The 16,113-nt window shown below is 64.6% G+C and carries 20 protein-coding genes; 5 read left to right on the top strand and 15 right to left on the bottom strand.

What is annotated here, in order from left to right; all coding sequences use genetic code 11:
* Window positions 1–535 precede the first annotated feature (535 nt).
* Both pssA and BMI85_RS15260 read right to left on the bottom strand, forming a co-directional pair.
* A complete protein-coding gene (gene pssA, locus BMI85_RS15265; protein ID WP_078601863.1) occupies window positions 536–1,282 on the bottom strand; it encodes a CDP-diacylglycerol--serine O-phosphatidyltransferase in 747 nt (248 codons plus the stop codon).
* 21 nt (window positions 1,283–1,303) lie between these two features.
* Window positions 1,304–2,002: a phosphatidylserine decarboxylase gene (locus BMI85_RS15260; protein ID WP_078601862.1), complete on the bottom strand. Its 699-nt coding sequence runs from the start codon at window positions 2,000–2,002 to the stop codon at window positions 1,304–1,306.
* A gap of 181 nt (window positions 2,003–2,183) precedes the next feature.
* Here BMI85_RS15260 and BMI85_RS15255 point away from each other — a divergent pair, with 181 nt between their 5' ends.
* Both BMI85_RS15255 and bfr read left to right on the top strand, forming a co-directional pair.
* The gene (locus BMI85_RS15255; RefSeq protein WP_078547388.1) at window positions 2,184–2,441 is read left to right on the top strand and encodes a (2Fe-2S)-binding protein; all 258 of its coding nucleotides are present in this window, start codon (window positions 2,184–2,186) and stop codon (window positions 2,439–2,441) included.
* Entirely contained in the window at window positions 2,425–2,910 is a 486-nt protein-coding gene (gene bfr / locus BMI85_RS15250) for a bacterioferritin (RefSeq protein ID WP_078542760.1), read from the top strand. The genes BMI85_RS15255 and bfr overlap by 17 nt, the downstream gene beginning before the upstream one ends.
* A 270-nt stretch (window positions 2,911–3,180) precedes the next feature.
* Here bfr and rpsI read toward each other — a convergent pair whose 3' ends face one another.
* The 3 genes from rpsI to BMI85_RS15235 all read right to left on the bottom strand — a co-directional run bounded on the left by rpsI (window position 3,181) and on the right by BMI85_RS15235 (window position 4,814).
* Complete coding sequence (rpsI, locus tag BMI85_RS15245; protein ID WP_078522796.1) at window positions 3,181–3,681, bottom strand: 30S ribosomal protein S9; 501 nt, start codon at window positions 3,679–3,681, stop codon at window positions 3,181–3,183.
* Between the two features lie 2 nt (window positions 3,682–3,683).
* Window positions 3,684–4,145 (bottom strand): 50S ribosomal protein L13, encoded by a 462-nt coding sequence (gene rplM, locus BMI85_RS15240; protein WP_078522797.1) that lies wholly within the window; start codon window positions 4,143–4,145, stop codon window positions 3,684–3,686.
* A gap of 240 nt (window positions 4,146–4,385) precedes the next feature.
* Window positions 4,386–4,814, bottom strand: a complete 429-nt coding sequence (locus BMI85_RS15235) for a PaaI family thioesterase (protein WP_078601861.1) — start codon at window positions 4,812–4,814, stop codon at window positions 4,386–4,388.
* Between the two features lie 63 nt (window positions 4,815–4,877).
* On the opposite strand from BMI85_RS15235, the gene BMI85_RS15230 reads away from it, so the two are divergent.
* Entirely contained in the window at window positions 4,878–5,666 is a 789-nt protein-coding gene (locus BMI85_RS15230) for an enoyl-CoA hydratase (protein WP_078601860.1), read from the top strand.
* Window positions 5,667–5,685: 19 nt separating this feature from the next.
* Here the strand turns inward: BMI85_RS15230 and proB are convergent, their stop codons facing one another.
* The 10 genes from proB to bamE form a co-directional block, all read right to left on the bottom strand.
* Complete coding sequence (gene proB / locus BMI85_RS15225) at window positions 5,686–6,804, bottom strand: glutamate 5-kinase (RefSeq protein WP_078601859.1); 1,119 nt, start codon at window positions 6,802–6,804, stop codon at window positions 5,686–5,688.
* On the bottom strand, window positions 6,792–7,820 hold the full coding sequence (gene obgE, locus BMI85_RS15220; protein WP_078601858.1) for a GTPase ObgE: 1,029 nt from the start codon (window positions 7,818–7,820) through the stop codon (window positions 6,792–6,794). Before obgE ends, proB begins: the two co-directional genes overlap by 13 nt.
* Window positions 7,821–7,916: 96 nt before the next feature.
* On the bottom strand, window positions 7,917–8,432 hold the full coding sequence (locus BMI85_RS15215; RefSeq protein WP_078601857.1) for a GNAT family N-acetyltransferase: 516 nt from the start codon (window positions 8,430–8,432) through the stop codon (window positions 7,917–7,919).
* Window positions 8,433–8,504: 72 nt separating this feature from the next.
* Window positions 8,505–9,041 carry a GNAT family N-acetyltransferase gene (locus tag BMI85_RS15210; protein WP_078601856.1) on the bottom strand — a complete coding sequence of 179 codons (537 nt, stop codon included), beginning with the start codon at window positions 9,039–9,041 and terminating at the stop codon, window positions 8,505–8,507.
* 209 nt (window positions 9,042–9,250) lie between these two features.
* A complete protein-coding gene (gene rpmA, locus BMI85_RS15205; RefSeq protein ID WP_075775480.1) occupies window positions 9,251–9,520 on the bottom strand; it encodes a 50S ribosomal protein L27 in 270 nt (89 codons plus the stop codon).
* Window positions 9,521–9,532: 12 nt separating this feature from the next.
* Complete coding sequence (locus BMI85_RS15200) at window positions 9,533–10,165, bottom strand: 50S ribosomal protein L21 (protein ID WP_078522804.1); 633 nt, start codon at window positions 10,163–10,165, stop codon at window positions 9,533–9,535.
* Window positions 10,166–10,357: 192 nt separating this feature from the next.
* On the bottom strand, window positions 10,358–11,476 hold the full coding sequence (locus tag BMI85_RS15195; protein ID WP_078601855.1) for a CaiB/BaiF CoA-transferase family protein: 1,119 nt from the start codon (window positions 11,474–11,476) through the stop codon (window positions 10,358–10,360).
* 155 nt (window positions 11,477–11,631) lie between these two features.
* Window positions 11,632–13,461, bottom strand: coding sequence for an ATP-binding cassette domain-containing protein (locus tag BMI85_RS15190; protein ID WP_078601854.1), 1,830 nt, complete (start codon window positions 13,459–13,461; stop codon window positions 11,632–11,634).
* Between the two features lie 170 nt (window positions 13,462–13,631).
* The gene (locus BMI85_RS15185; RefSeq protein ID WP_078601853.1) at window positions 13,632–14,348 is read right to left on the bottom strand and encodes a GNAT family N-acyltransferase; all 717 of its coding nucleotides are present in this window, start codon (window positions 14,346–14,348) and stop codon (window positions 13,632–13,634) included.
* A gap of 50 nt (window positions 14,349–14,398) precedes the next feature.
* Complete coding sequence (gene bamE, locus BMI85_RS15180) at window positions 14,399–14,866, bottom strand: outer membrane protein assembly factor BamE (protein WP_347430820.1); 468 nt, start codon at window positions 14,864–14,866, stop codon at window positions 14,399–14,401.
* 155 nt (window positions 14,867–15,021) lie between these two features.
* Between bamE and BMI85_RS15175 the strand changes: the two genes are divergently transcribed.
* Window positions 15,022–15,612, top strand: coding sequence for a DUF177 domain-containing protein (locus BMI85_RS15175; protein WP_078542751.1), 591 nt, complete (start codon window positions 15,022–15,024; stop codon window positions 15,610–15,612).
* A gap of 216 nt (window positions 15,613–15,828) precedes the next feature.
* Window positions 15,829–16,035 (top strand): 50S ribosomal protein L32, encoded by a 207-nt coding sequence (gene rpmF / locus BMI85_RS15170; RefSeq protein ID WP_078522810.1) that lies wholly within the window; start codon window positions 15,829–15,831, stop codon window positions 16,033–16,035.
* Window positions 16,036–16,113 lie beyond the last annotated feature (78 nt).

Here is a 16,113-nt window from a genome sequence, read left to right as displayed (position 1 = left end):
TATGCTCCGGTCCGCATCGATCATCGACCAAACCGCCCGCATATCTCTTCAGATATCTATCAATGTCAAAGAGCGCGAGGCCAAAAAGAACCGGAAGCGCTTACTTTGCAGCGCAGCCCGCCCTCAAACCTCAGTAGTGTTCGTTGCCGTCCGTGTCAGCGTCGCTGGCCCTTCCGGCGCCCCGCTGCGGTGTGTGCCGCTTCGGTGAGGGGGTTTCTACGCATAGGGACCGGGGTCCGCAACAGGTTTTTTCATCTGATCGTCACTTTTTTCTCGATACCCTTATTTTCTTGGTCAAAAAAGCGGCAAAAAGCAAAGGGGATGGGCTTGGGGCCGATGGGCAGACACGGAATCGCTTGATACTGCCCCGGGGTCACCCGATTCCGTTTCGCGCAAATCATCCGAAATCGCCCTGATGACCGGGTGAATCGCCCCCCTCTCTCCGGTGAATCGCCTCCCCGACCCTCACACCTCCCAGAATCGCGAACGCCGCCCCCGGAGGAGCGGCGTTCGGCAGTGTCGAAGAGGGGCGAGGTCAGGCGCGCAGAATTCTCCCGCGCGCTTTCCAGATCGCGGGGATCAGCATCACCGCGTAGATCGCCGCCAGGATCACCATCAGCAGCCAGATCCGCGTGAAGACCATCCCCACCGCGATGACCGTGCCGATCAGAAGCACGCCCACCGCGCGGCGCGGAATGCGCATCGCTTTGGGCGAGAAGGTCTTGATCCGCGAGATCATCAGCAGGCCGACGAAGCCCAGCCAGACCGCCACAAGCACCGGCACCGCGCGCGCATCACCCAGTTCAGCGAAACTGACGAACATCGGCAATAGGGCGAGCCCCGCCCCTGCGGGTGCGGGCACCCCCGTGAAGTGGCGCATCGACTCAGGCTCGGCGCGCATCACGTTGAACCGTGCGAGGCGCAGACAGGCCGCCCCAGTATAGACCAGCACGAAGACCCAGCCGAAAGCGTGCGTCTCCCCCAAGGCGAAGCGATAAAGCAGAAGCCCCGGCGCCACGCCGAAGCAGAGGAAGTCGGACAGGCTGTCGAGTTCCGCCCCGAAATCCGAGGACGCATTGAGTCGCCGCGCGAGCAACCCGTCCATCCCGTCGATCAGCGCCGCGAGCAGGATCAGAACCACCGCGCTCTCGAACCGGTCATCCATCGCGAAACGGATCGAGGTCAGCCCCAGCCCCATCCCGGCGATCGTGACGAGGTTCGGCACCAGCTGCAGAAACGGCAACCGGTCCTTTTCATGCGGGTCGAGTTCGTGGTCTTTCATCGCGCCCTCCTCGAGCCTCTCTTACCGAATGCCGCCGGAGCGCGCTTGTTCCGTGCTTTCGAGATCGGCGATCACGGTTTCGCCCGCGACCATGTTCTGGCCGATGCAGACGAGCGGGTTCACCCCTTCAGGCAGGTAGATGTCGAGACGCGAGCCGAACCGGATCAGACCGAAGCGCTCGCCGGTCATCAGGCTCTGGCCTTCCTTCGACCAGCACAGGATGCGCCGGGCGACGAGCCCTGCGATCTGCACGACCCCGTATTGGCGGCCATCGGGCAGCGTCACCGCAAGCCCGTTGCGCTCATTGTCCGAGCTCGCCTTGTCGAGCGAGGCATTGAGGAATTTGCCGGGACGATAGGCCACCTTCGAGATCCGGCCCACGCAGGGCAGCCGGTTCACGTGGCAGTTGAAGACCGACATGAAGACCGAGACGCGGGTCATCGGCTTGTCGCCGAGGCCCAGCTCCGCCGGCGGCACAGCCGGCTCCAGCAGAGAGACCACGCCATCGGCGGGCGAGACCATCAACCCCTCGCGGGTGGGCGTCACCCGCGGCGGATCACGGAAGAAGTAATAGCACCAGACGGTCAGCCCGACCCCGATCCAGCCCAGAGGCTCCCAGATCAGAAACAGGATGAAAGTGATGCCCGCGAAGATGGCGACGAATTTGCGCCCTTCGGGATGCATCGGTTTGACGAAGGTGGAGAGCATGGAGACGGACATACGGGCCTCTTGAACTGTTTGCCCGTGCTTACCCCAGTTGCGCGGCGATGGAAACGGGGCGGGGAATTGGCACCGGAGGCAGCTTTATGCCCGACTCTTTCTGTCGGATTGACATTTCCGACAAAACTACTCACCTATGGGCGGACAGGAATCCCCCTCCCCGGAAACAGGGCGCACGACCATGATCATCTGCCATTGTCAGACCATCACCGATCGCGACATCCACGCCGCGATCGACTGGATGCGGGCTTCGGACCCGAGCACGATCATCACCCCGGGCAAGATCTATCACGCACTCGGGAAGCGGGCCGATTGCGGTGGATGCATGCCGCTCTTTCTTTCCACGATGCGCAAGAATACCAATTTGAAAGTGCCGGTCGAACTGACCGGGCTGAGACAGGCACCAATGGAAGGAAGACGACATGAAGGGCGACGCTAAGGTTATCGACTATCTCAACGCAGCTCTGCGCAGCGAATTGACGGCCGTTTCGCAATACTGGCTGCACTTCCGGATGCAGGAGGATTGGGGCCTTGCCGCGATGGCGAAGAAATCGCGCGAGGAATCCATCGAGGAGATGCATCACGCCGACAAGCTGATCGCGCGCATCCTGTTCCTCGAAGGCCATCCGAACCTGCAAAAACTCGACCCGCTGCGCATCGGCGAAGGCCCGCGCGAGACGCTCGAATGCGACCTGGCGGGCGAGCATGACGCGCTGACCCTCTATCGCGAGGCGCGCGACCATTGCGAAAGCGTGCGCGATTACGTCTCGAAGGATCTGTTCGAAGAGCTGATCGCGGATGAGGAAGGCCATGTCGATTTCCTCGAGACGCAGCTCGATCTCTACGACCGCGTGGGCGCGCAGAATTACGCCCTGCTCAACGCCGCCAAGATGGACGAGGCGGAGTAAACCCTGCCCCTCGCAGGTCGAAGATGCTCGAAGGCGCTCCGAACGGGGCGCCTTCGTCTTTTTGCGGGCAAAAGATCGGGGGCGCCGCCCCCGCTTCGGCTTCGCCGAATTCGCCCCCGGGATATTTGACGCAGTTGGAAGTCAGAGCTCGCGCCGCCCTTCCAACTGCCCGAAATATCCCGGGGGAGGCGCGGCACGCGCCGGGGGCGGAGCCCCAAACGAAAAGCGGCCCCCGAATGGGAGCCGCTTTCCAAATCGTATTCGCGAAGTTTAGCGCTTCGAGAACTGGAAGCTACGACGGGCTTTCGCACGGCCGTATTTCTTACGTTCCACAACGCGCGAGTCGCGGGTCAGGAAGCCTGCGGCTTTCAGAGCCGGACGCAGCGAGGGATCGTAGAGCTGCAGCGCTTTCGAGATGCCGTGCTTGACTGCACCGGCCTGGCCCGAGAGGCCGCCGCCTGCGACGGTCGCGTAGACGTCGAACTGGCCGTCCACATTCGCCACGCCGAAGGGCTGGTTCACGATCAGCTGAAGCACGGGACGCGCGAAGTACTTGTCCATCGCCTTGCCGTTCACTTCGACCTTGCCGGTGCCCGGCTTGACCCAGACGCGGGCGACCGCGTCTTTACGCTTGCCGGTGGCATAGGAGCGGCCTTGCGCGTCGCGCACGGGCTCACGGGGCGTGGAGGTTTCGGTTTCGGTGGCGCCAGCGTTGTCCGAGCCGGTCACGACCGATTTCAGATCGTCGAGGGTCTTGATATCGTCGGCCATGATCAGCTCCGGGTGTTCTTCTTGTTCATCGACTTGACGTCGAGAACTTCAGGCTGTTGCGCTTCGTGCGGATGCTCGGCACCAGCGTAGACACGCAGGTTCGCCATCTGCGCACGACCCAGACGGTTGCGCGAGATCATGCGCTCGACCGCCTTCATAACCACGCGCTCGGGATGCGCGCCCTCGAGGATCTGACGCGCGGTGCGCGACTTGATCCCACCGGGGTGGTTGGTGTGCCAGTAGTAGGTCTTGTCGTCACGCTTCTTGCCGGTCATCTGCACCTTGTCGGCGTTGATGACGATGACGTTGTCGCCCATGTCCATGTGCGGCGTGAAGGTGGCCTTGTGCTTGCCACGCAGACGCATTGCGACGATCGACGCGAGACGGCCCAGCACGACGCCTTCAGCGTCGATGATGACCCATTTCTTCTCGATCTCCGCGGGTTTTGCGGTGTAGGTTTTCATCTGTGATCTGCCCTTGTGGGGTATTTCGAATTCTGATGCGGGCTTTTGCGCGATTCCGGACGCGTTTTCAAGTGCATCGTTTCGGAATTTTATCAGCAAAAACAATGCGGTAAAAATTAGGTATCAAAATACCCCATATCTCGACGCGATGTTGGGCCGGGTTGGGGGCTCTGCCCCCGGCGCATCCGCGCCTCCCCCGGGATATTTGCGCCAAGGCGAAGAGGCAGAGTGCGCAGCGCCCTACCCCATCGCCCGCGGCGGGATCGAATAAGTCATGCTCGCGCGCGCAACGGGTCGATCGTCGCCCTCGGAATAGATCAGCGCATCGCCCACGGCGAGGACGCGGCCCAGCTTGAGTACCCGGATCTTCGCGATCAGGTCGGCCCCTGCGGCGGGCTTGCGCATGAAATCCATGCTCGCATTCGTCGTCACCGCCAGCGCCACGCGACCGATCCGGGCGAGGATCGCGATGTAGATTCCGACATCCGCCAGCGCGAACATGTTCGGCCCTGAGACCGTGCCGCCGGGCCGCAAATGGCGCTCTTCCACCTTCAGGCGCACCACGAGCTCGTCCTCATCGAGCGCCTCGATCGCGAAGTCGCCTTTCACCTGCGGAAACGCCTCGTCGAGAAATTCCGCGAGCTCGTCGCGATCCATTGCCAGCGCCATGCGCCCTCCCCTTTTCTTGTCCCTCGCTCGCCCCTAGAGTTTCGCCAAAGAGGAGGAGTTTCAATGACCGATCTGGTGATCCGCGAGGATAATGGCGCGGTGGCGCATCTGACGATGAACAGCCCCGGCAGCCTCAACGCGCTGTCCGATGCGATGCTGGCGGCGCTCAAGGCGCGGTTTTCCGAGCTGGCCGAGGATACCGGCGTGAAGGTCGTGGTGCTGCGCGGCGCGGGCAAAGCGTTTTGCGCGGGCCATGACCTCAAGGAGATGCAGCGCGGGCGCGAAGCCGAGGATCAGGGCCGCGCCTATTTCGCCGATCTCTTCTTCCGCTGCGCCGAGGTGATGCAGATGATCCCCGCCCTGCCGCAGCCGGTGATCGCCGAGGCGCATGGCATCGCGACCGCCGCCGGCTGCCAGCTGGTCGCCTCCTGCGATCTGGCCGTGGCCGCCGAGGGCACGCGGTTCGGGGTGAACGGGGTGAATATCGGGCTCTTCTGCTCGACCCCGATGGTGGCGCTGTCGCGCAACGTGCCGCGCAAGGTGGCCTTCGAGATGCTGACCACCGGCGAGTTCATCGATGCCGCCCGCGCCCGCGAGGTCGGGCTGGTCAATCGCATCGCGCCGCATGAGGAGCTTGGCGCCGAGACCGAGAAGCTGGCGCAGACCATCGCAGGCAAGCTGGGCGCCGCCGTGAAGATCGGCAAACGCGCCTTCTACGATCAGGCCAATATGGACCTCGCGCAGGCCTATGAGCACACGGCCGCCGTGATGGTCGAGAACATGCTCTGGCGTGATACGAAGGAAGGCGTGCAGGCCTTCATCGAGAAGCGCAAGCCGGACTGGGCCGAATGAAGGGGCGGAGCAAACCCGCTCAGCCCACCACCATATCGTCGCGATGGATCAACGCCGCGCGGCCGGGATAGCCGAGAATCTCCTCGATCTCGCCCGAGCGGTGCCCCGCGATCAGCCGCGCCTCGTCGCCGGTGTAGCGCACGAGCCCTTTGCCCAGCACCGCACGGTCCGGCCCCGCAATGGTGACCGGATCGCCGCGCCCGAAGCGCCCGACGACCTTGGTGATCCCGGCGGGCAGCAGCGACTTGCCAGAGCGCAGCGCATTGGCGGCCCCCTCATCGACGAACAACTCGCCCCGCGGCTTCATCGCCGCGATCCAGCGTTTGCGCGCCGCCTGCGGATCGCCCTCGGGCAGGAACCAGCTGCAGCGCCCGCCCTGCTCCAGTGCGGCCACCGGATGCTCGGCAAAGCCTTCTGCGATCGCCATCGCGCAGCCCCCCGCCACCGCGACCTTCGCGGCCAGCAATTTCGTCTTCATCCCACCCTTCGAGAGGCCGGAGACGGGATCGCCCGCCATCGCCTCGATCTCGGGGGTGATATGTTCGATCACCGGCAGATGCTCGGCACTCGGGTCGGTCTTGGGGTTCGCGGTGTAAAGCCCGTCGACATCGGACAGCAGCAGCAGCTGATCCGCCCCGATCGTCACCGCGATCTGGGCGGCCAGCCGGTCATTGTCGCCGAAGCGGATCTCGTCGGTCGCGACCGTGTCGTTCTCGTTCACGATGGGCACGACGCCGAGGCTCAGCAGCGTCTCCAGCGTCGCGCGCGAATTGAGGTAGCGGCGGCGATCCGCGGTATCTTCCAGCGTCACCAGAACCTGTGCGGTGCTCACGTCATGCGGCCCCAGAACTTCCTCATAGGCCCGCGCGAGGCGGATCTGTCCCACCGCCGCCGCGGCCTGGCTCTGCTCCAGCGGCAACGTGCCGCCCGCGAGACCGAGCACCCGACGCCCCAGCGCAATCGAGCCGGAGGAGACGATCACAACACCCGTGCCGCGGGCGCGCAAAGCCGCCACATCGGCGGCCAGCGAGCGCAGCCAATCCGCACGCAATCCGCTCTGATCGACGAGAAGCGCCGATCCGATCTTGATCACCAGACGCTTCGCCTGCGCCAGAGCGGGCGCGCTCACGGTTGCCATGCTCCGCCCTCGTCCTCCGGCTTCGGCTTGTCCTTGGCGATCTCCGCCCAAAGCGCGCGCAACACATCCGGCACGCCCTTCTTCGACACGCCCGACATCAGCATCACGCGCCCGCCCGACGCCTCTTCCAGCTCCGCCTTGCGCTCGGCCAGCGTCTCTTCGTCAATCGCGTCGATCTTGTTGAGCACGGTGACACGCGGCTTCTGAGCGAGGATTTCCGAATAGGCCTCCAACTCGCCGATGATCGTGCGCCAGTCCTCGACCGGGTCCTCCGCGGTGCCATCGACAAGATGCAGCAGCACCGAGCACCGCTCGACATGGCCGAGGAACTGGTCGCCCAGACCCCGCCCCTCGGAGGCGCCCTCGATCAGCCCGGGAATATCGGCCACGACGAATTCGCGCCCGTCGATGCCGACGACGCCGAGGTTCGGAACCAGCGTGGTGAACGGATAATCCGCAATCTTGGGCCGCGCATTCGACGTCGCCGCGAGGAAGGTGGACTTGCCCGCGTTGGGCAGCCCCAGAAGCCCCGCATCCGCGATCAGCTTGAGCCGCAGCCAGATCGTGCGCTCCACGCCTTCCTGGCCGGGATTCGCGCGTTGCGGCGCGCGGTTGGTCGACGATTTGAAATGCAGGTTGCCCCAGCCGCCATTGCCGCCCTTGGCGAGAAGCACGCGCTGGCCCACCTCGGTCATGTCGGCGATCAGCGTTTCCTGATCCTCGTCGAGAATCTCGGTGCCGACCGGCACTTTCAGCACGACGTCATCGCCGTCCTTGCCGGTGCATTGGCTGCCCATGCCGTGCTGGCCGGTTTTTGCGAAGAAATGCTGCTGGTAGCGGAAATCGATGAGCGTATTGAGCCCTTCGACCGCCTCGATCCAGACCGAGCCGCCCTTGCCGCCGTCGCCGCCATCAGGGCCGCCGAATTCGATATATTTCTCGCGCCGGAACGAGACGCAGCCCGCGCCGCCGCCACCCGAGCGGATATAGACCTTGGCGAGATCGAGGAATTTCATGGTCAGGCCCCTTTCATCAAGGCGCCGGGATAGCTGCCTGCGCGCGCAGGATCAAGCGCCGCGTGGGGGCGCGGCCCCCACACCCCCGGGATATTTTCACCAAGAGGAAGGGGAATGCGCGTCGCGAGGCGGGGTCTCGCAGATCATGTCGAAATGTCGGAGCTTGCGCCCCAGCGCCCGGCTATCGACAAGCGACTCGCCTGCGTGCCGGAATCCCAGCTTCTCGAGAACCCTGCGCGAGCGGTGATTGCCCTCGAAATAGCCCGCCGCGAGCGGCCGCGCGTCCGGGGCCTCGAAATGCGCAGCAATGACGGCACGGCCTGCCTCGGTGGCATAGCCATTGCCCCAATGATCCCGACCCAACCAATAGCCGAACGCGCCGACCTTTCCGATCACTCCACAAAACTCGCCCTGTCGCGTGATTCCCCAGACTCGCCCGCCATTCTCGCGATTGGCGGCGACGAACGCCTCAGCATCGGCTCTGGTGTAGGGATACGGCATCTTCGCGAGCCAGCGCGCGAGTTCGAAATCATTCGCGGCACGCGTGATCGCATCGACATCTTTCGAAGTCAGCGGACGCAAGACGAGGCGCGGCGTTTCAATAAGATGCATCTTCCTCTTGGCCCAAATATCCCGGGAGGGTTCGGGAGGGCAGCGCCCTCCCGTCTACGCTCTCGGTCTGCGTTACATCTTGCGCAGATAGGTCCAAGTCGGGACATGGCGACCGCGCGCGAGCGACCAGCTTTCCGCATCGCCCAGATACTCGAAACCGCAATTGGTCAGGACACGAGCCGAGCCCGGATTGTCCTGAAACACCTCGGCAAAAAGCGTGCGCGCGTCTTGCGGGTTCGCCTCGATGATCGCCGCGACCGCTTCGGAGGCGAGGCCCGTATTCCAGAACCCCGGTCCAACCCAATAGCCGATCTCGGACTGATCGTCGTCGAGACGGGTCAGCGAGACGACACCCAGAAGCTCGCCCATGCCATGACGCGAGCCGTCAATCGCCCAGACGTCTTCGACGCGGTCGTCGGCCTGTGCGCGCGCGATGAAATTCTCGGCCGTGCCGGGCGGCAGCGGATGCGGGATCGCGCGAGTGCCTTCGGCGACGCGTTTATCGCCGGAATACATCTCGATCAGACCGGCATCCGAACGGCGCAGCGGGCGCAGCACGAAGCGCTCCGTTTCGATCACGGGTTGGGTGGAAATCGTCTCCTGGTACATGGGCGCTCCTCCTCGAAACGCGGACGAACCGGCGGCTCCTCCTGCCGCGTGGTCCTAGTAAATAAATAGGACAGTAAGATGACGATACATCCCCCGACCCGGTAAATTTTCTCGCCGCGTTTGCAAACATTTGCGTGCTGCACTGCAACGAGAAAGGGGACCGGCCTTTCAGCCGATCCCCCGATTTTGTGACACTTTCGTCGGTCGGGTTACTCGGCGGCCTCCGCAGCCGGGAGGACCGATACGAAGGTGCGGCCCTTGAGGCCTTTATGGAAGGTGACGCGGCCTTCAGCCGTTGCAAAGATGGTGTGATCCTTGCCGAGGCCGACGCCCTCACCCGGCCACCACTTGGTGCCGCGCTGACGCACGATAATGTTGCCCGGGATCGCAGCCTGACCGCCGAACAGTTTCACGCCAAGACGACGACCCGCAGAGTCGCGGCCGTTACGGGATGAACCGCCTGCTTTCTTGTGTGCCATGGGTGTCTCTCCTTATTTCGCGAGCTCTTTGGCCTGCTCGACCCAGTCGGGCTTGACCTTGGTAGCTTCAAAGGTTTCGGGATCGACCGAAGCGAGCTGAGCGTAGGTGGTGATGCCAGCTTCGTTCAGCTTCTTCTCGGCCGCTGGGCCGAGACCGGTGATGACCTTCAGATCGTCCGCTTCCGCGACGGCGGCATCAGCCTTCGGCGCAGCTTTCGGAGCAGCAGCGGCCTTGGCGGGCTTGGCCGGAGCGGCTTCGCCTTTGCCACCATGCGCTGCACGACGTGCGATCGCGGTGCCCACGGCTTCCTTCACGCCCGACTTGTCGCCGCCGGTGGCGAGGACGTCGGTGACGCGCAGCAGGGTCAGCTGCTGACGGTGACCACGGGTACGCTGCGACGAGTGCTTACGACGACGCTTGTGGTAGGTGATGACCTTGTCGGCCTTGATGTTGTCGATGACTTCCGCCTGCACGGCCGCACCTTCGACGAGCGGGGTGCCGAACTGGGGCTTGTCGCCGCCGACCATCAGAATCTCGTTGAACTGGACTTTATCGCCAGCTTCGGCTGCGAGCAGTTCCACGCGGAGCAGATCGCCCGCTTGAACTTTGTATTGCTTGCCGCCGGTCTTGAGGACCGCAAACATGGGTCTTTCCTTTTCTTCATCCGCGCCCTGTGGCCCCTGATCGGAGTTCGTTGGACCTGTCGGCCCGCCGTCGGACTGCGCGCTCCTCATGGGAGCGAAGTTGCAAAAACGAGGCCCGGCGGAAAGAAGACTCTCCGCCGGGTCGGGCCGATATCGGGGATCAGCCCCCATCTGTCAAGGAAAAATGAGGTTTTATCCGCAATCGCTCCAGCGGGCGAGCGCCTCCGCCGCGGAGATCCGCCGCCCCTGTGCCCCCGCCTGCCCCGGCGTGGCCGAGAGGCGCGGCGCGGGCGAGGGCTGGGCGATCCCGTCGAGATCGACGTAAGCCTCCCGTTCGGCGTTCTGCGGATGCGCAATGGCCTCCGCGATCGACAGCACCGGCGTCGCGCAGGCATCGCTGCCCGCGAAGACCTCGGCCCAGTCATCCCGGCTGCGAGTCGCAAAGCGCTCAGTAAAAGTGTTACGCAAGGCTGGCCAATTCGCACGGGCTTCACGCTCAGGCAAGTCCTGGGGCGCGAATCCCAACCCCGCGATCAGCGCCGCATAGAATTGCGGCTCGAGCGCGCCGACCGCCATATGCCCGCCGCAGGCACATTCATAGACCGTGTAGAACGGCGCGGCGCCATCGAGCAGATTCGCCTGCCGCCGATCCACCCACGCCCCCTGCCCGGCCATCCCGGTGACCATCGCCATCAGATGCGCCACCCCGTCGGTGATCGCGCAATCGACGACCTGCCCCCGCCCGGTCTCGCGCGCCTGCCAGAGCGCCGCCAGCATCCCGAAGGCCAGATAAATTCCGCCGCCGCCGAAATCGCCCAGAAGGTTGAGCGGGATCGCGGGCGCCTCTCCGCCCATCGCGTGCAGCGCCCCGGTCAGAGACAGGTAATTGATGTCATGGCCCGCAGTTTGCGACAGCGGCCCCTCCTGCCCCCAGCCGGTCATCCTTCCATAGACCAGCGCCGGATGATCGGGGAAATCCTCGGGCCCCAGCCCAAGCCGCTCCATCACGCCCGGGCGCATGCCTTCGATCACCCCATCGGCGCGGGCGATCAGCGTGCGCACCGCCTCGCGCCCGGCGTCGGATTTGAGATCCAGCTCCACCACGTCGCGGCCGCGGTCGAGCACGTCGACCTCCAGCCCCAGAACATGATTCTTAGCCCCGCCCGAGCCGGGCCGCGCGATGCGGATCACCTCGGCCCCGAAATCGGCCAGACACATCGCCGCAAACGGCGTCGGCCCCAGCCCGGAAATCTCGACAATACGCAGCCCGCTGAGCGGTCCCGTCCCCTTGCCCCCGGTTCGCTTGGCCATTCGCCCCTCCTTATCGCCCCGCAAAGAGGGGCTCTGCCCCGCTGGCTCCGCCAGCCCCCGGGATATTTCTGCCAATCCGAAAGAGAATGCCCTCCCCTTCGGCTTGGATCAAATATCCCCGCCGGAGGCATCCGACCGAGCCGCGCGCGAAGGGTCTAGGCGTTCTGCGCCTTCTCTTCGAGCTCGAGCCATTCGACCTCGGCCGCGTCGAGCGCCGATTGGCGGTCGCTCAGCATCTCGGTGGCCTTGGCGAATTTCACAGGCTCGCGGGTGAAGAGATCGGGATCGGCGAGCAATTCGTTGATCTTCGAGATCTCATGTTCGAGCTTCTCGATCACGCCGGGCAGCTCTTCCAGCCGGTGTTTCTCGGTAAAGCTGAGGCCCGCTTTCTTCGGCGCAGCTTTCTGGGGCGCGGCGGGTTTCGCCTCTGCCTTGGGGGCGTCCTTCTTCGGCGCGGGCTTGGCCTCCGGCGCGGCCTCGGCCTTCTGCGCCTGATAATCCGACCAGCCGCCCGCATAGACGGTGGCGCGCCCGTCGCCTTCCATCGCGATGGTCGTGCTGGCGACCCGGTCGATGAAATCGCGGTCGTGGCTGACCAGCAGCACCGTGCCGTCATATTCGCCCAGCAGATCCTGCAGCAGATCGAGCGTCTCCACGTCGAGATCGTTGGTCGGTTCGTCGAGAATCAGCAGGTTCGACGGCTTCGCCATGATCCGCGCCAGCAAGAGCCGCGCGCGTTCGCCGCCCGACAGCGACCGGATCGGGCCGCGCGCCTGCTGCTCGTCGAACAGGAAGTCCTTCAAATAGCCCACGACGTGTTTCGGCGTGCCGCGCACCATCACCTGATCGGAGCGTCCCTTCACCGCCATGTCCGGGTCGTTCACCAGCCCGTCCCACAGCGTCTGCTCGGGATTGAGCGTGGCCCTCGCCTGATCGAAGACGGCGATCTCGAGATTCGTGCCCAGCTTCACCGCGCCCTCATCGGGTGCGACCTCGCCGGTCAGCATCTTCAGAAGCGTCGTCTTACCCACGCCATTGGGACCGACGAAGGCCACGCGGTCCCCGCGCAGCACGCGCAGGTCGAAATCCTTCACGATCTGTTTGTCGCCATAGCGCTTGGACAGGCCCGTGGCCTCGATCACCCGCTTGCCCGATTGCTGGCCCGAGTCGAGCTCCATCGCAGCGACGCCCTGCCGCTTGATCTGACCAGCGCGCTCGGCGCGCAGCGCCTGCAGAGCGCGCACCCGGCCCTGATTGCGCTTGCGCCGGGCCGAGATACCCTCGACCGCCCAACGCGCCTCGGCCTTGATCTTACGATTGAGCTTGTGACGGGCGTCGTCTTCCTCCGCCCAAGCCTTTTCGCGCCATTCCTCGAAGGTTTCGAAGCCCTCTTCATTGCGGCGCACTTCTCCGCGGTCGATCCAGAGCGTGGCCCGGGTCAGCGCGCGCAGGAAGGCGCGGTCGTGCGAGATCAGCACGAAGGCCTTGCGGGTCTCCTTCAGCTGGTTTTCCAGCCAGGCAATCGCCTCGATATCGAGATGGTTCGTCGGCTCGTCGAGCAGCATCAGCTCCGGCCCCTCGGCCAGAAGCTTGGCCAGCGCCGCGCGGCGACGCTCGCCGCCCGAGGCGGTCTCGACCGGGGTCTCGGGTTTGAACTTCAGCCCCTCTGCGACCATCTCGACCTTATAGGCCTCGGCGGGGTCCAGTTCGGAGGCGGCGAAATCGCCCAAGGTCGCGAAGCCCGACAGGTCAGGCTCCTGCTCCATATAACCCACGGAAATACCCGGCGGCACGACTCGCGTCCCCGAATCCGGCTCCACCAGCCCGGCCATCACCTTCATCAAGGTGGATTTGCCCGAGCCGTTTCGGCCCACCAGCGCGACTCGGTCGCCTTGCTGGACGGTGAGGGAGAGACCTTCGAAAACGGGATTGCCGCCGAAGGTGAGCGAGATGTCGGAAAGCTGTAAAAGCGGTGCACGTGCCATGCTCGCGAGCTAAGCGGGCCTTGGCGAAAGGTCAATGGGCCATGCACGACGCAGCCCCCCCATGGGCCATGCGCGACGCAGCCCCCCCCGTGCGCGTCCGCATCCCCTTCCCCTTGAGACAAATACCCCGCCGGAGGCCTCCGGCCTCTCAAACCTCACAGCCGCCCAGCTTAACGTGCCAGCGCCCGCAAGCTGCGCCGCCGCGCCTCAGGGATCGCGGCAATCTCCAGCGCGGTGAAAACGTGACAAGTGTCGAGGTCGCGGTCGATCACCGCGTGATCCGACACCCAGCCCCCCATGCCGAGATAGCTGCGCAGCAGCGGCGGCAATGCGCTGACATCGCCCGTCTCCCCTGCGAGCGCGGCGGGATAGTCCACGCGTTCGGGCGCTTTGGGACGTGGGCGCAAGGTAGCGGGCCCCAAAGCGCGGGATGCGAGGTGGGCAAGCCCTGCGCGATGCGCCCGCCAGTCGCTGCCCGTGAAAGAGGAGCAGCCGATCAGCAACCCGGCCCCGCTTTCCTCGGCAATCCGCGTGATCGCAGCCCAGCCCAGACGCAGCACGTCCGGGTCGCGCAGCGCCGGACGGGTGCAGAAGCGGCCCAGTTCGAGGATCGGCCCGGCCCATTGGGCCAGCGGCCCAAGATCGTAGAACTGTGCGCAATAGCCCTCAGACAGCGCGGCCCCACCCTCCAGCAGCAAAAGCCGCGCGGCAGCGGCGGGTCCGTGATCGTCGCAAATCAGGATGTGACGGCAAAGCGGGTCGAAGCGGTCTGCATCGGAAGCCCCTGCCCGGAACGCATCGGCGCGCAGGCGCAGCGCCGCCTCGCGGTCATCCGGACTTTGTGCCTCGCGGACCTGATAGGCACCTTTTGCGAAACTCAGGGACATGCGACCTCGCGGGTCATGGCGGCGGCCGGCTATCGGCCGCCCCGTCGCGATCAGTTGTCGCCGAGAACCTGACCCGCATTGATACGACCGATCGAGCCCATAAGCTGGCGCAGGAAGCCGATGCCCTTGACCTTGCTCTCGGTCACACGGCGCGACAGCGTCACGACCTGACCTTTCTCAAGCCCGAAGCGTTCGACATTGGTGACGACGCCATTGTCGTTGAACGACACGGCGACGACTTCCCGGCTGATTTCCTCAGGGGCGTGCCAGGTCACGGTTTTCCAACGCGAACCGACGTAATACCAGCCCGAGCCTTCCAAAAGCCCGGTCGAGCTGGGCCGCCCGATCGCGGCCGCGACATCATCACGCGTGCTCTTGCCGACCTCGATCTGAGCGAGGTCTTGGTCAATCGGCACATAGCCGTGGTTACGGTAAATCGGAGAGCAGGCGCCCGCGAAAAGCACCACGCCGAACGCGATAAACAGCATGGCCTTGCGCATCATAGAACCGATCCCCACCTGCAACCCCCTATTGCCTCTGACACTTCGGGCTTTTAGTGACGCTTACATCATGACTGCGCCGCCCTCAAGCGCTAGAGCGCGCCGATTGGGCACTCGGGCGCATGCAAAGGGTCGCAGGACAACACCGAGCGACCCAAAACAAGGAGCCGGACATGACACAGACCCCCGTCGATCCCGACCTGCCCGCCGCCCCCGAGACGATCTGGAGCGAGCCCATGCGGCTGGCCGATCTGCCCAGCCGCAAACCCACGCGCTTCGACATCGAAGCCAAGGGAGAGCGGCTCAAGGCGATCGCAGACTGGGCAGATATTCGCGGCGTCGAGGCGCTGCGCCTCAAGGGCGAGCTTGCGCCGAAGGGCCGCTCGGACTGGGAATTGCGTGCGACCCTCGAGGCCCGCGTGGTTCAGGATTGTGTGATCACTCTCGCCCCGGTCACGACCGATATTCGCGAAGAGGTGGTGCGGCGTTATCTCGCCGATATGGAAATGCCGACCTCCGAAGAGGTCGAGATGCCCGAGGATGACACCGCCGAACCGCTGCCCACGACGGTAAATCTCGGCGTGGTCGCGCTCGAGGCGATGGAGCTGGCCCTGCCGCTTTATCCGCGTGCAGCAGACGCGGAACTGGAAGGTGCGCAGGTGACCGAGCCGGGCGCCGAGCCGCTCAGCGACGAGCAGATGAAGCCATTTGCCAATCTGCGCGACTTGCTTGCCAAGGGCGAAAACGGTAAGGGCGACGCATAGTGGCAGACGCGGTTTCGCACCGCCCGAAACCGCTTGAAAAAAGGCCGGAAAAAAGGCTTGCACGGAAAAAGAATCCGAGTATGTTCCCGGCCTCATTCGACGTTTGGCTTCGCACCCCGAGAGACGCTTTCGGCCAAGTGACGAAACCACAAGGAAAATCAGGGCTGTAACGCCGCAAACACGGGCTACTGGCCCCCGAAACCCCGAGGTTGAGACATGGCTGTCCCTCAGAATAAAGTCACGCGTTCGCGCCGTAACATGCGCCGCGCCCACGACTCGCTTACCGCTGGCAACCCGGCGGAATGCCCCAGCTGCGGCGAACTCAAGCGCCCGCACCACGTCTGCCCGTCCTGCGGTCACTACGCCGACCGTGAAGTCGTCGCTCTGACCGAAGAGGTCGATCTGGACGACGACGCGGCGTAAGCCCGTCGACCCGCGCCGCACGTCATGCAAGATACGCAGGACCAGCCGCAGTCGGGATCGCAGATGAAGGCCGCAGAA

The organism is Thioclava sp. DLFJ4-1, assembly GCF_002020145.1.
Taxonomy (GTDB): domain Bacteria; phylum Pseudomonadota; class Alphaproteobacteria; order Rhodobacterales; family Rhodobacteraceae; genus Thioclava; species Thioclava sediminum.
Note: the sequence above shows the minus strand (reverse complement) of the source record. Positions and strands in the feature narration are given on the sequence as shown.